The organism is Providencia sp. PROV236 (assembly GCF_033676985.1).
GTDB lineage: Bacteria > Pseudomonadota > Gammaproteobacteria > Enterobacterales > Enterobacteriaceae > Providencia > Providencia manganoxydans.
Genome location: NZ_CP096297.1, coordinates 2,958,799 through 2,974,769 on the forward strand (window position 1 = coordinate 2,958,799; position 15,971 = coordinate 2,974,769).

8 protein-coding genes and 1 tRNA gene are annotated in these 15,971 nt (G+C 38.2%); 5 read left to right on the top strand and 4 right to left on the bottom strand.

Going from position 1 to position 15,971, the window contains the following annotated elements:
• The first annotated feature begins 170 nt into the window (after positions 1–170).
• A protein-coding gene (locus tag M1E96_RS13550; protein WP_104872948.1) for an IS1 family transposase occupies positions 171–868 on the top strand; the annotation gives its coding sequence in 2 pieces (ribosomal slippage) (positions 171–420 and positions 420–868; 699 coding nt in all).
• Positions 869–1,929: 1,061 nt separating this feature from the next.
• On the opposite strand, the gene M1E96_RS13555 is transcribed toward M1E96_RS13550, so the two are convergent.
• A tRNA-Lys gene (locus M1E96_RS13555) sits at positions 1,930–2,002 on the bottom strand.
• A gap of 252 nt (positions 2,003–2,254) precedes the next feature.
• Here M1E96_RS13555 and cycA point away from each other — a divergent pair.
• Positions 2,255–3,658: a D-serine/D-alanine/glycine transporter gene (gene cycA, locus M1E96_RS13560; protein WP_369427126.1), complete on the top strand. Its 1,404-nt coding sequence runs from the start codon at positions 2,255–2,257 to the stop codon at positions 3,656–3,658.
• Positions 3,659–3,725: 67 nt separating this feature from the next.
• On the opposite strand, the gene putP is transcribed toward cycA, so the two are convergent.
• Positions 3,726–5,210, bottom strand: a complete 1,485-nt coding sequence (gene putP, locus M1E96_RS13565; RefSeq protein WP_070924705.1) for a sodium/proline symporter PutP — start codon at positions 5,208–5,210, stop codon at positions 3,726–3,728.
• 624 nt (positions 5,211–5,834) lie between these two features.
• Here putP and putA point away from each other — a divergent pair.
• A complete protein-coding gene (gene putA, locus M1E96_RS13570) occupies positions 5,835–9,818 on the top strand; it encodes a trifunctional transcriptional regulator/proline dehydrogenase/L-glutamate gamma-semialdehyde dehydrogenase (RefSeq protein ID WP_319067497.1) in 3,984 nt (1,327 codons plus the stop codon).
• 289 nt (positions 9,819–10,107) lie between these two features.
• Here putA and fliZ read toward each other — a convergent pair whose 3' ends face one another.
• A complete protein-coding gene (gene fliZ, locus M1E96_RS13575) occupies positions 10,108–10,620 on the bottom strand; it encodes a flagella biosynthesis regulatory protein FliZ (RefSeq protein ID WP_070924709.1) in 513 nt (170 codons plus the stop codon).
• Between the two features lie 1,167 nt (positions 10,621–11,787).
• On the opposite strand from fliZ, the gene M1E96_RS13580 reads away from it, so the two are divergent.
• On the top strand, positions 11,788–12,099 hold the full coding sequence (locus M1E96_RS13580) for a DUF5339 domain-containing protein (RefSeq protein ID WP_070924711.1): 312 nt from the start codon (positions 11,788–11,790) through the stop codon (positions 12,097–12,099).
• Between the two features lie 167 nt (positions 12,100–12,266).
• Positions 12,267–13,040 (top strand): hypothetical protein, encoded by a 774-nt coding sequence (locus M1E96_RS13585; protein WP_369427127.1) that lies wholly within the window; start codon positions 12,267–12,269, stop codon positions 13,038–13,040.
• Between the two features lie 65 nt (positions 13,041–13,105).
• On the opposite strand, the gene mgtA is transcribed toward M1E96_RS13585, so the two are convergent.
• A complete protein-coding gene (gene mgtA / locus M1E96_RS13590; RefSeq protein WP_140181545.1) occupies positions 13,106–15,808 on the bottom strand; it encodes a magnesium-translocating P-type ATPase in 2,703 nt (900 codons plus the stop codon).
• Positions 15,809–15,971: the final 163 nt, after the last annotated feature.

Sequence of the window (15,971 nt, forward strand, 5' to 3'; positions counted from 1 at the left end):
AATGCTGCAAGTTCTTTTGTTAATGATTTATTCTCATTTATTAGCTGTCGATTCTCGGTGATTAGCCAATTTAATAAGCCGCCTAGTATCATAACTCCAACTAAAATAAGGGTCATGTATTCAATCCGGTGATTAACCTGTAATATAGGGTAATTTATCGGAGAATATTCATGGCTAAAGTCGATGTAAGGTGCCCATTTTGTCAACAAACGCCCCCAGTGAAAAAACATGGATTAGGTAGCACTGGTCATCAACGTTATCGTTGCCAAGATTGCTGCCGAAGCTTCCAACTCGATTATAAATATCGTGCTTGCCAACCCGGAACTAAAGATAAAATTATCGACCTCACGATGAATAATGCCGGTATTCGTGATACTGCTAGGGCCCTTCATATCAGCATTAATGCGGTTGTTCGTACTTTAAAAAACTCTCGCCTAGACAGGTAACCTCTTTACCTCTTGATAATCTGCACATTGAACTCCTTTGCGAGGTCGATGAACAGTGGTCTTTTGTGACTAATAAGAAGCAACAACGCTGGCTTTGGTATGCGTGGGAGCCCCGCCTAAAACGGATTATTGCTCATACGTTTGGTCGTCGAAACAAAAGGACTCTTCGCCAGTTACTGGCTTTACTGTCTAGGTTTAATGTCGCTTTTTGGTGCACGGATAAGTTCAGTGCTTATGAGATATTGCCCAAGCAGAAACATGTAGCAAGTAAGTTTTATACGCAACGAATAGAAAGAGAGAATTTGAATCTGAGAAACCGCTTGAAGCGCCTTAACCGTAAGACGTTAGGTTACTCGAAGTCACCTGAAATGCATGACAAAATTATCGGGACATTCATTGAACGTGAACACTATCTATTATGATGATCTCTATATTGAATACACGACCAAAATAAGGGCTACCCTTTTCCAGTTCATGATAGTTCCCACGTTATTCCTAACGTAGCCTCATTGTAAACGAGCTCACTGTAAAATTCAGTGATGATAATTATTTTAGATAACGTATAATGATGAGCTAATTTACGCATAACATTTAAGCCCTATTTAATTTTAATAAAAGATATTAAACTTTTATCTTAATTAAATAATAACTGTATTTCTTAACGTTTAGTTGAAACTTACTTGTAAAAACTCACAATAATATTCATCATTTCTTAACCTTTCATGTCATAGAAAAAGTAAAATTACTATAAAACATTTTATAATGGATAAAAAACTATCCTAAACGATGATTGCAAGCCTATACTGGCCATCACAATTTAGTGTTTTTAATTAAAAAGTTAATTTTTTTCGATTTATAATATTTAAATCACTTATTTAGTAAATGTACACAATCAATTAATTTATTAACAAGCTCAAGTTTGGGGCTATTATTGAGGGGTATTCTCACTTTATTTTTAAGATAGCTATCCAATCTCAACTTATCATATTCATAACCTAATATACTGAATGTGGCTATAGTATATTGATTTTGTTTAACAAAATCTAACATGTCAATTTTTTCAGACATTTCAATAGATATCGAATCTCGACTTTGAAATCTAGAAGTAATACTTACAGAGCTTATGTCTCTACAGGAGACAGAAAATTCATTTTTATCGGTTTTAAATGACAAACAAATATCATCCAATTGACACTGATTAGCCGAAATTGCAGATGTAGACAAAAAAATAGCTATAAACAACATTGATAATCTCATGCTAATAAACTCATTCAACTTAGATAAATTTATTATATCAGAGTATCGACTCACTTGGTTTAGATGCATTATCAATATTGAAAGAAATACTCAGGGAAGAAAATACTGGTCTACACTTGGCTAGCTTGCACCAAAAATAGAGTAGTTTTGTGATAGCTGTCTCGATTATGTCCCAAGTGACACTAGTTAGTAACATGAATAACTCATAACCCATTGAAAAACTTAGTGGGTTGTGGGGGGCTCGAACCCCCGACCTAATGATTAAGAGTCAACCGCTCTGCCAACTGAGCTAACAACCCATTGAATTTATTTAACGCCTTCAATTTCATACAGTCAATATTATTCTGCTATTTTTACTTAGATAATTAAATTTTAGTTACTAATGTTAATTCAATGTTATTGTTAGATTAAGATATCGCCACTTCGATGATTGTAAGTTAAGTTTTCCTTACTCTAATTGAGATTTGTGTCACAATATTTTATGCAAACACCGTCACACAACTAAAAATACACTGTGACTGCACATTACTAACCGCCTTGGATCGATATATATGGAAGAAAATCAACCCGCAATCCCAACGCATTCTTTAGCTGATCGCAATCAGCTAAAACGTAGCCTCAGCAATCGACATATCCAACTGATCGCCATTGGTGGCGCTATTGGAACAGGTTTGTTTATGGGGTCAGGTAAAACGATTTCTCTTGCTGGGCCATCAATCATTTTTGTCTATATGATTATCGGCTTTATGTTATTTTTTGTTATGCGAGCAATGGGGGAATTACTACTTTCAAATCTCAACTACAAATCTTTTAGTGATTTCTCCGCTGATCTGATTGGTCCGTGGGCTGGCTTTTTCGTCGGCTGGACTTATTGGTTCTGTTGGGTGATCACAGGAATTGCCGATATTGTTGCTATCACATCGTATGTCAGTTTCTGGGTACCCGATTTCCCTGAATGGGTTACCTCATTTATTTGTGTAGTAACATTATTGACCCTGAATTTAGTCTCAGTCAGATTATTTGGTGAGCTTGAGTTCTGGTTTGCCATGATCAAAATTGTTGCCATTGTTGCCTTGATCGCTGTTGGTGGAACATTAATTGCCATGAATTTCCAATCACCCGCAGGTCATACCGCTTCTTTGAGCAATATCTGGAATGATGGTGGGATGTTCCCTATGGGGATCAGTGGTTTCTTTGCTGGCTTCCAAATCGCTATCTTTGCCTTTGTAGGGATAGAACTCGTGGGCACCGCAGCAGCTGAAACTCGTGATCCTGAAAAATCATTGCCAAGAGCAATTAACGCCATCCCATTTAGGATCATTGCATTTTATGTATTATCACTGATTGTAATTATGGCGGTCACACCATGGCGCACGATTTTAGCGGACAAGAGCCCGTTTGTTGAAATGTTTGTACTCATTAGTTTGCCTGCTGCCGCCAGTGTAGTTAACTTTGTGGTGCTCACATCAGCGGCCTCTTCTGCAAACAGTGGTGTTTTTTCGACTAGCCGTATGTTGTTTGGTTTATCCAAAGAAGGTGATGCACCGAAGCAATTTAGCCGTTTATCAAGCAAGGCTGTACCCGCAACAGGGCTGATTTTTACCTGTATTTGCTTAAGCTTTGGTATTGTACTGATCTATTTTATTCCAGATATCATGCATGCTTTTACACTGGTTACCACAGTGTCTGCGATCTTGTTTATGTTTATCTGGAGCATGATCCTACTTAGCTATCTAAAGTTTAGAAAACATCGTCCGCAGCTGCATAAAGCATCACACTATAAAATGCCCGCAGGGATTGTGATGTCGTGGATTTGCCTAGCTTTCTTTGTATTTATGGTGATCATATTAGCATTCCAGCACGATACTAGGCAGGCGCTAATTGCCACGCCAATATGGTTTATTATCTTGTTCGTCGGTTACCATTTCGCTAAACGCCACAAAAAAGCACAATAATCCATTTAAATAGCAAGAAAAAGGCCGAATGCGCAATGAGCATTCGGCCTTTCATTTATGTAATTATTTACTTTGTTTTATACTCTGCTTCTGCTTCTTCAAATCGAGCCTGAGCCGCTGCACTTGGTGCTTTGGTTAGTAGGCTGACGACGACAATCGCAATCGTCGCTAAAATGAAGCCTGGAATAATTTCGTACAGTCCGAACCATTTGAATTTCATCCACACCAGCACAGTCACTGCCCCCACAACCATACCAGCAAGCGCACCTGTACGCGTCATGCGTTTCCATAACACTGACATCAGAACAACTGGACCGAATGCGGCACCAAACCCTGCCCATGCGTTACTGACTAAAGCAAGCACTTTGCTGTTAGGATCACGTGCAATATAGATAGCAATCGCCGCCACTAACAACACCATAAAGCGCCCTACCCAAACTAACTCTTTTTGGCTGGCATTTTTACGGACAAAAGGTTTGTATAGATCTTCTGTTAAGGCACTTGCACATACTAATAATTGGCAACTTAAAGTACTCATCACGGCCGCTAAAATTGCTGACAGTAAAATACCTGCAATCCATGGATTAAATAAGATGCCTGCAAGTTCCATAAAGATCCGCTCATTATTCCCCATCACTGAGGAAGCCAACGCAGGGTTCATCTCAAAATAAGCAATCCCAAAGAAACCAACCGCAGTTGTTCCGCCCAGACATAAGATCATCCATGTCATACTGATACGACGAGCAGAACGTATGGTGCGATGAGAATCCGCCGCCATAAAGCGCGCTAAAATATGTGGCTGCCCGAAATACCCCAGTCCCCAACCTAGTAGAGAAATAATAGCGACAAAGTTTAGCCCCTTAAACATATCTAAATATTCAGGGTTTTTCGCTTTAATTACCTCAACAGCGGTATCTAAACCCCCTAATGAAAAAATGATCACAATAGGCGTTAAAATCAAAGCAAAGATCATTAATGAAGCTTGAACGGTGTCAGTCCAACTTACCGCTAAGAAGCCCCCTAGGAAGGTATAAGCAATTGTTGCCAATGCCCCTAACCACATCGCTTTTTCATAACTAATATTGAATGTGCTTTCGAATAGCAATCCACCAGCAACGACGCCAGAAGCACAATAGATAGTGAAGAATACAAGAATAACAACAGCAGAAATAATACGTAAGATTTTGCTCTTATCTTCAAAACGGCTCGTAAAATAATCAGGTAATGTGAGCGCGTTATTATTCTTTTCAGTTTGAACCCGTAGCCGACCTGCTACGAATAGCCAGTTTAGATAAGCTCCTAAGCTCAAGCCAATGGCAATCCAACTTTCTGAGATACCCGCTAAGAAGATAGCGCCAGGTAACCCCATTAGCAGCCAGCCACTCATATCTGAGGCCCCTGCTGATAATGCGGTGACAACACTTCCTAAACTTCGCCCACCAAGAATATAGTCATCAAAGTTTTTTGTTGAGCGATAAGCTAAGTAGCCAATAAGTAACATGCCAGTAATGTATACGATGAACATAATGATCATCGGAGTGCTTACGGTCATTCGCCTTCTCCATAGAATTGTTGTTTCCCGCCTATCCTATTTATAAAAATATTTGGGATTTATATTTATTAAGCAGTGATATTTTTTGATTTGTTGCACTTAATTGCACATCTGCAAATTAAATAATAAATATTATGTGTATTGTGATTTTATTGTGTTGCACTTCTTAATTAAAAAGATTACACCTGCATGCTAGACAAACTCATTTCAATTTAACAAGAAATTAACGTTATTTTGTTCCATAAACGATATCTGTATCACAAATGTTACAATTTTGATAATTTAACCAATAGATTGATTAACTTATGCTCTAAAGGTAAATCACAAATAACACAATGATTTAAATTGAAAATTTATTAATTCACCTATCAACCATCCAATTTAACCAATAAAAATACGATATATTTCACACTTCGGTTAGAATTGACTTTAACAATGTTGCACAAAGTTGCAACATGATGCTATTAAGGTGTAACTTTATTGTTTTCTTACTCTTACATACTCTAAATAATTCAACGTATCGTTAATGAACGAACCACTAGGGCATACAATGTATGTGACTGGTGCGAGTGAGTGCACTACAGCTTGAAAGATGAAGAGTATCAATCATTTGAGGAAATAGGGATGAGTAGTACAACAACTATGGGTGTCAGACTTGATGAGGCAACTCGTGAACGCATTAAAACTGCTGCTCAGCGTCTTGACCGCACACCACATTGGTTAATTAAACAGGCTATATTCAATTACCTTGAACAACTGGATAATGCGCAATTCATCCCTGAAATTTCCACGGGACAAGATAGCAAAGACAATCCAATTTCAGAAGAAGAATCATTAACTGAATCAAATTATCAGCCATTTTTGGATTTTGCTGAGCATATTTTACCCCAATCGGTTAAACGTTCAGCGATAACATCTGCTTATCGTATTCCAGAAACTCAAGCTCTGCCTATGTTATTACAACAAGCACAGCTGCCTCCTGAGCAAGCCGATGCCGCACATAAATTAGCCTACTCTATCGCGGAAAAACTGCGTAACCAAAAAAATGGTATTGGCCGTTCAGGGCTGGTGCAGGGCCTATTGCAAGAGTTTTCTCTTTCTTCACAAGAAGGTGTTGCACTAATGTGCCTAGCAGAAGCATTGCTACGCATTCCAGACAAAGCCACTCGCGATGCCTTGATCCGCGATAAAATCAGCACGGGTAATTGGCAATCCCATTTAGGGCAAAGTAGCTCAATGTTTGTGAATGCGGCAACTTGGGGTTTATTATTTACAGGTAAATTAGTTTCTACTCACAATGAAGCCAAACTCTCTAGCTCTTTAAACCGGATCATCAGTAAAAGTGGTGAGCCACTTGTCCGTAAAGGCGTTGATATGGCCATGCGTTTGATGGGTGAACAATTTGTAACAGGCGAAACCATTGCTCAAGCCTTGGCTAATGCACGAAAACTCGAAGAAAAGGGTTTCCGCTACTCTTACGATATGCTAGGTGAAGCTGCACTCACTGAAAAAGACGCTCAAGACTATATGGTGTCTTATCAACAAGCGATCCACGCTATCGGTAAAGCCTCTAACGGTCGTGGTATATATGAAGGTCCTGGTATTTCCATCAAATTATCAGCATTGCATCCACGCTATAGCAGAGCCCAATATTCACGTGTGATGGAAGAGCTGTATCCACGCTTGTTATCACTGGTACTGCAAGCACACCAATACGATGTAGGAATTAATATCGATGCAGAAGAAGCCGATCGCTTAGAGATCTCCCTCGACCTGCTGGAAAAATTGTGTTTTGAACCACAGCTAGCGGGTTGGAACGGTATTGGCTTCGTTATTCAAGCCTATCAGAAACGCTGCCCATTTGTGATTGACTCCATTATTGATCTTGCTGAGCGTAGTAAACGCCGTTTGATGATCCGACTCGTAAAAGGAGCTTATTGGGATAGCGAAATTAAGCGCGCTCAAATGGATGGATTAGAAGGCTACCCAGTTTATACACGTAAAGTCTATACTGATGTTTCTTATCTCGCTTGCGCTCGCAAATTGTTATCCGTTCCTAACCTGATTTACCCTCAATTTGCGACTCATAACGCACATACACTAGCTGCAATTTATCAACTTGCAGGTAAAAACTACTATCCAGGTCAATATGAGTTCCAATGTCTACATGGAATGGGTGAACCTTTATATGAGCAAGTCGTTGGTAAAGTTGCGGATGGTAAACTCAATCGACCTTGCCGTATTTATGCGCCTGTAGGAACGCATGAAACATTATTAGCCTATTTAGTACGCCGTTTATTAGAAAATGGTGCCAATACTTCCTTCGTTAACCGAATCGCTGATACGACGATCCCTCTTGATGAGCTGGTCGCTGATCCCGTAAAAGATGTTTTAGAAATGTCTAAAACTGAAGGGCAAATTGGCTTACCACATCCAAAAATTGCGCTACCTCGTGACCTATATGGCAAACGTCGAGTTAACTCAATGGGTCTAGATATGTCCAATGAGCATCGCCTTGCTTCCCTCTCTAGTGCGCTATTGACCGCTGCAATGCAGGAAAAATTAGCACAACCATTATTAGGTGGGGAATTTAAAGCCACTATCGCGGCAGAAGCGGCTTACCCAGTCATTAACCCTGCTTGCCACGCCGATATTGTCGGTCAGGTACGTGAGGCAACCGTCGAAGAGGCTGATCATGCACTCAACATCGCCAGCGATGCAGGAGCCATTTGGTTTGCGACGCCACCATCAGAGCGCGCAGCAATTTTATTACGTGCTGCCGATATTATGGAGCAACAATTACAGTCGTTGCTGGATATTTTAGTTCGAGAAGCAGGGAAAACCTATGCTAACGCCATTTCTGAGGTGCGTGAAGCGGTGGATTTCCTTAATTATTATGCGACACAAGTCAGAGATGATTTCGATAACAATACCCATCGCCCATTAGGCCCAGTCGTTTGTATCAGCCCATGGAACTTTCCACTGGCGATTTTCACTGGCCAAATCGCAGCTGCCCTAGCCGCAGGTAATACTGTATTAGCCAAACCGGCTGAACAAACCCCGATTATTGGCTCAATTGCTGTATCAATGTTGCATCAAGCGGGTATCCCACGGGAAGTGTTGCAATTTTTACCCGGTAAAGGTGAAACAATTGGTGCGAAATTAGTCGGCGACCATCGAGTTCGCGGCGTGATGTTCACGGGTTCAACTGAGGTTGCAGGCTTACTACAGCGTAATATTGCAGGCAGACTGGATGCTCAAGGCCGCCCAACACCATTAATTGCTGAAACAGGTGGCTTAAATGCCATGATCGTCGATTCATCGGCTCTGACAGAACAAGTTGTGACTGATGTTGTTGCATCTGCATTTGATAGTGCGGGTCAACGCTGCTCTGCTCTACGTATCCTTTGTATCCAAGAGGATGTTGCAGATCGCACCATACGTATGTTGAAAGGCGCAATGGAAGAGTGTCGCATGGGCAATCCTGAGCATCTTTCTACTGATATTGGTCCTGTTATTGACAGTGAAGCCAAAGAGAATATTGAGCAGCACATTCAACAAATGCGCAGTAAAGGTAAAGAGGTTTTCCAAGCAGCATTCAATAGCTTAGATGATCATCGCGAGCAGCAAGAAGGCACTTATGTTAAACCAACTTTGATTGAATTAGACAATGTCTCTGAGTTGAAAAAAGAAATTTTTGGCCCTGTGCTACATGTGATCCGCTTTAAACGTGAAGAGCTTAAAGAATTGGTCGATCAAATTAATGCTGCTGGCTACGGGTTAACATTAGGTGTACATACACGCATCGATGAAACCATCAACCAAGTCGTGGCGAAAGCGAAAGTCGGTAACCTTTATGTCAACCGTAATATGGTAGGTGCCGTCGTTGGTGTACAACCATTTGGCGGAGAAGGTCTATCTGGAACGGGTCCTAAAGCAGGTGGTCCATTGTACTTGTATCGTTTACTCAGCGAACGTCCTGACAATGCAGTCTGCCGTACATTAGAAAGACAAGACAATGAATTGCCTATGGATGCAAGTGCTCGCCCTATTCTACTTGAAACCTTTGACACCTTCTCAACATGGTCAGAGAAGCAAGAATATGGTGTTGAACCTGCCGTGTTAGAGCGATTTGCTCGCCAAGCTCAGGCAGGCACTTCACGTCTATTACCTGGTCCTACAGGTGAACGAAACACTTATACTTTAACACCACGAGGCGTAATTCTTTGTCTCAGTGACAATGAAAAAGATTGTTTGATCCAGCTAGCTGGGGTATTGGCAAATGGTTGCCAAGCGTTATGGCCGGAAAGTGAAATGCATCAGCGCTTGTATAAAGCACTACCAGAAAAAGTTCGTCATACTGTTTCAATAAGCAAAAATTGGTCTGAGCATAGCCAACACATTGAGGCAGTTATCTATCATGGTGACAGTGATCAACTTAAAACGGTATGTGAAACCATTGCTCAACGTAAAGGACCTATTATTTCAGTCCAAGGGTTTGAACGTGGCGAAACTAACTTACTGCTAGAAAGATTAGTTCATGAGCGTTCATTAAGTGTTAACACCGCGGCAGCTGGTGGTAATGCAAGCTTAATGACTATCGGTTAATCAATTAGCCTGAGTCTAATATCTTTAGGCTCAGGCATTATTAAATATATTATTTCTAATCTTAATAACAATATCAGTCCATAAAAAATAAAATTGTTATTTTTTATGGACTGATATTGTGGTTAATACTTACTCTAAATATGATAATTCAAACGAGATATAAAATCTCAATTGATGATTTTTTATATTATAGAGACCCACAAAAACAAAAAGGTGCCCTTTAAGGACACCCTAAACAATTTAATTATTTTACTTTGAATAAGTAGTTAACTTAATTCGTAGCTAATAATTAGTTCTTTTCTGATTCCCAGAACAAATATTGCTCATATTTACGTAAAGCAATATTGTAATTACTGAATGCAGATTCGGTCATTCTATCGCTTAATTGTTCTTGGATTTTGCTCGCTGTGAACTCTTTCATGGAAAAGTTTGATGATGAGAGGAGTTCATCAAGACGGCGCAAACGAACAACATATTCACGAACGGTACTATGGCTCATTTCAGTCTGTAAAAACAAGTACTGTTTAAATGACATAATGTCAAAGAAATCAGTATCGCTATTGCAGTAAATTTCACTACAAAAACGACAAAGTGCGGTAAATTTATCTTGTAAATCAAGCCAAGCACCTTCATCGACTAGCTCTGTCATCTCAGCAATAGCTTCTTTATTCAAGATAGCATCGTTAAAGACGAGAGAGATACGATCCAGTGTTTTATGGCAGTGCGCACAATGAGTTTGGCTGTGTTTAAAGTCTTTGATATAACGACTCAGCGGCCGTTTCTTAACAATAGAAGCAGACATGATGATAAAGCCCTGTGTGTAAGTCTAAAATTAAAATAGTAATGTGACATGTCACATTACATACTGAATATGCCCATAACATTATTATTATCCGCTATGTGACATATTGATACAGATGACTCTGTATCAAGTTCTTTTGCTTTTACTTAAGGAATGAGTTCATACTAAAAATACACTGTATGTACTGTTTTTCCCTAAGTGAATTGCATTCTATCGCGTCTATCGCTCTTTGGCGAATTTCTGCGAAGACTAGAGTGTGGTACGAATTTCATTTAGCGTCAACCTATTAAACCAGTCATTTATTGTCTTTTCATACCGACAAAAATTAATAAAGCATTATCAGACACTAACTATACCAACCACTAAGCTCAAGACTTTACCTGATAATCAACAATGCATTCAATAATAATTTGATTTAAAAATCAGTTTGATAGGGCATTGAGCATTAAAATAGTAAAATTGTGAACCAGCTCACTTAACATAACTAAAATTTAACTATTGTTTCAATAGCTGTTTATTTTTTAAATATACATTAAGCAGCTATAAAAAATAAAATGTAAATTTTTTTTTACACACTAAGCTAGATTTATTATATGAATTTATTTTCTGACTATATGCAAAATAGTTATAATTTATGGTGAAAAGTTATATTCAATCCATAGCTTATACGTTATTTTCCATTATAAAAAACAGTACATCATTCAACCCATCTAGGTATATTTACTGATTTCATATTTATTAACCAGAGAAACTTTGTGTTTATTTTGTAATGAAAATCCACATTAAGAAGTTAAGAACTCTGTAAAATATTTGTGAACAAGTATATAACTTAATCAACAAAAGATTTTGAGGGGAATTTTACATAGGTTAATCCGCATAAAATAATTCTTCACTATATAAAAACTAATAAAGAAGATTTATCACTGGATGATAATCAATAAAGTATTTCTTCATCACTATGAGTTCTCATTCTTTGTCATAAGAAAAACAGCATTTTTTGGATTAAACCACTAAATAATAAATTTATTACAAACCTAATCTATATTTAATACTGGCTTATAGGAGATTTAACGAATTTTTTTTTAGGATTTGTTACATTTGATATTAAAGCGAACTCTTATATACTCGATTTTGCTACTTCAATAACTAATAATTTTAAGGTTGATTATGAAAAAGTTAATTCTAGCTTGTGGTATGGGTTTAATGGCATTGGCTATTACAGCATGTTCAGATGAAGAGAAAAAACCTGAAGTTGCTGGTGCAACTGAAACTTGTAATGCTTACTTCGCTGAAGTTGATGCACTGATTTCTAAAGCATCTGAAAACCCACAAGCAAAAGCTCAGTTAGATGCTATGAAAGGTCAACTGGAAGAAGGTAAAAAACAAGTTGCAGCACTACCTAAAGATCAGCAAGACAAAGCTTGTCAACAAGGTATTGACGCAATGAAACAAATGAAATCTGCGTTAGGCTTACAATAATAGCTTTATGATATGAAATGGGGCCGTGTTTGATGGTTCCATTTCATCTAGTTCCCTCAGGTTACACAAGCCATAACATGTTATAAATCCAACCCTGTTTTTTGAAAGATATATATTCTTAATCATATATCTTCTATTTTTTGAAAAATAATATAAACAGGGGTCATATGTTAAACTATACATCTTCATGTCATATGGATAGAGATATTTTTTTCAGGAAAAGACCTGATGATCTCACTTTAGTTGTCCATTTTTCTATCGCCCCAGACGATAATAAATTGCACTCTAATATAACTTGTATCACCAACAGAGGGGATTTACCTCTACCTCACTATAGCAGAGAAAAGAAAGCTGTAGATTTTAATCTAAATAAAATTATTCTCTTTTCCAATGAATACTTTTTAAATGCAATACCAAAGAGCTCACTGACTAAAACGCTCAGTGAAGCCAATACAAACGTATCATCCTCTCAAAGAAAATACATCGTTCCCAGAGGGATCGATAGAAATCATCAAATTGACAGAATGATGAAGCAAGAATTTAATACATATATTTTTTCTGTTATAAATAGAATTATTAATGAAGAAAATATCAGCCTAAGTCAGAAAAAAGAACTTCCCATAAATTATAATGAAAAAAAATTCATATATTACTATTTAAGTAAACGCTATAATTTAGGTATAGTTATCAATCCGGAAAATTTAGTAAACCCAAGTATTAACAGTACAATTAAAAGTAACAAGTTAGTCTATGATGAAATTCAAGATTTGGCAAAATCAAATAGTAGCGATAATAACTCTAGAATGGAGCTAGCGAGTAATTGTGTCTCTATAATTGGTGATTTCCTTTTTGAGCATTATTTTCCAGAAATACCAATTAATGAAATTAAAAAATCGGCTGAAAAAGCCATAAGACACACGTTAAAAGACAGGAAAAAATAAATATAAAAACAGTAAGACAATCTATATTGCCTTACTGTTTTTCGCTTATATCATATATCGATATATTACAACCAAGTTCCAAAACGTTTTATATAAAACTGTTTCATAAGTTGAGCAACGACACAATAACTGACTAAGGTTAATACTAACCATGGGAAGTACTCAATAGGCAACGGTTGTAGGCCAATCATTGCACCGAATGGTGAGAATGGAATATATAAACCAAGTGCCATAATTAGCCCTGTTGTTAATAATACCGGTAATGCCGCAGTACTTTGAATAAAAGGAATTTTCTGTGTACGTAACATATGAACCACTAATGTTTGTGATAATAATCCTTCGACAAACCAACCCGATTGGAATAACGCTTCATGTGCAACACTATTTGCTTGGAATACATACCACATTAATGCAAAGGTAGTAATATCAAATATCGACGATGTGGGTCCTATCCACACCATAAAACGACCAATATTTTTAGCATCCCATTTACGTGGACGTTTTAAAAATTCTTTATCCATTTTATCCCAAGGTAATGCTAATTGGGAAATATCATACAACAGATTTTGCACTAATAGATGGATAGCTAACATGGGTAAAAAAGGAATAAATGCGCTTGCAATTAAAACTGAAAACACATTACCAAAATTAGAGCTAGCGGTCATATTCAAATATTTGATGATATTACCAAAGGTTTCTCTTCCCTTAATAACACCTTGCTCCAAAACCATTAAATCTTTTTCTAACAAAATAATGTCTGCGGACTCTTTGGCAATATCAGTGCCTGTATCAACGGAAATACCCACATCGGCATCACGTAATGCAGGTGCATCATTAATACCATCACCTAAGAACCCAACGGTATGACCATTTGCTTGTAGTAATTTTAAAATTCTCGATTTTTGTAACGGCGTTAGCTTACAAAATACGGATACCTGTTCAACTTTTTGCTTTAGTTGTTCATCAGATAATGCTTCAACCTCAAGACCCGTCATAATTTCACTGATATTTAAGCCAACATCATGACAAATTTTTTCGGTAATAACCGCATTATCACCCGTTAATACTTTTACCGTCACACCATTTTCACGCAGCGCCGCAATTGCAGCAATTGCACTTTCTTTTGGGGGATCAAGGAAAGTCAAAATACCACGTAATTCGAGCTGTTCCTCAGCTAAAGCAGAAAGAGGTAAACTTGCCTCATCATTATTTAATACACGAGTAGCAAGCAATAACACTCGAAAACCTTGACGATTATAGTCACTCACTAATTCAGTGATGTGTTCTCTAGCTTGCTGATCCAATAGTTGAGATTGACCATTTTGCTGATAGTGAGTACATACAGCTAACATCTCTTCTGCCGCACCTTTGCAAATCAATAGTGCGTCACCCTCCGGCGTTCTGACTGTAACGGAGAGTTTGCGACGTACAAAATCAAAAGGTAACTCATCGATTTTTTGATACGCCCGTAGATGTTCGATATCATCTTTTCCTCTTCCTCGACGGATAATCGCCTGATCCATCATATTTTTTGCACCGCTTTGATTAAAACTATTCAACCAAGCCAGTTGCAAAATTTGATTATCTTTCTGCCCATCACTATCAAGATAATGCTCTAATATGATCCGATCTTGTGTCAATGTCCCCGTTTTATCTGTGCACAGAACATCCATCGCCCCAAAGTTTTGAATAGCATTCAACCTTTTGACTATCACCTTGTGTTTAGACATGGCAATAGCCCCTTTGGCTAAGTTTGAACTGACAATCATCGGGAGCATTTCTGGTGTTAGTCCAACAGCCACGGCAAGGGAAAACAAGGTTGCTTCAAACCAATCACCTTTTGTAAAACCATTAATCAGTAAAACAATCGGTACCATGACTAACATGAAACGGATCAGTAACCAACTCACACTGTTAACACCGCGATCAAACGCCGTTTGCGCGCGACTACCCACAATTGACTTGGCTAATGAACCTAAGTATGTTTTCCCCCCCGTCGCAACCACAATCCCTCTTGCTGTACCGCTAGTTACGTTGGTTCCCATCAAACAAATATTAGACATCTCTAATAATTCATTTTCAGTCGGTGATGTTGGCTCAATACTTTTAGCGGTTACATCACCTAAAGTGTCATATTTTTCAACAGGGATTGATTCACCGGTAAGTATCGCTTGGCTGATAAATAAGTCTCGCGATTCAATCAATTTAAGATCAGCAGGTACCATATCTCCCGCTGATAACAGCACGATATCACCGGGAACAAGGCATTTTATCGGTACCTCTTTGCGTACGGAGCGCCCAGTTTTATTATCACGGCGAAATACTGTTGCAGTTGTGCGCACTAAAGATTTCAGTGCCTCCGCAGCTTTATTGGTACGATATTCTTGCCAAAACCGTAACAATCCACTCAGTAGCACCATAGTGACAATGATGATAACCCCTGTTAAATCAGTTTCTTCACCTTGTCGCTCGGGGATCAGATAGTCAGTAAAGAAACTCACTATCGCTAATGTTATTAATACAAAAATGAAAGGATTTTTAAATGATGAAAGGAGTTGCTTCCATGCCGGTGGTGCTTTTTCATGAGCGACTTCATTTTCGCCTTCAGTCACTAAGCGATCCAATGCTTCATTATCAGACAAGCCCAATAGGTTAGTTTGATATTCATTCAACACTTGTTCCATTGTTTTACTTGCTTGTTCACCAACAATGAATTTTTGGCGCACGGGTGCTTTAGCACTTTTACGTTGATGCCTTATTTCAGTCATGATACTTATCTCTATCTAGCACTTATGATGCTTTTATAACCGCTATCTAACTGAAAATAAGTTGACTCTAAATAATTCGAGGTACAGATAGGTGACTGGAGTAATAAACCAAGTCAACAATACAGCAACTTGAAGTATGACGAGTATCTTTATTCATCGTTAG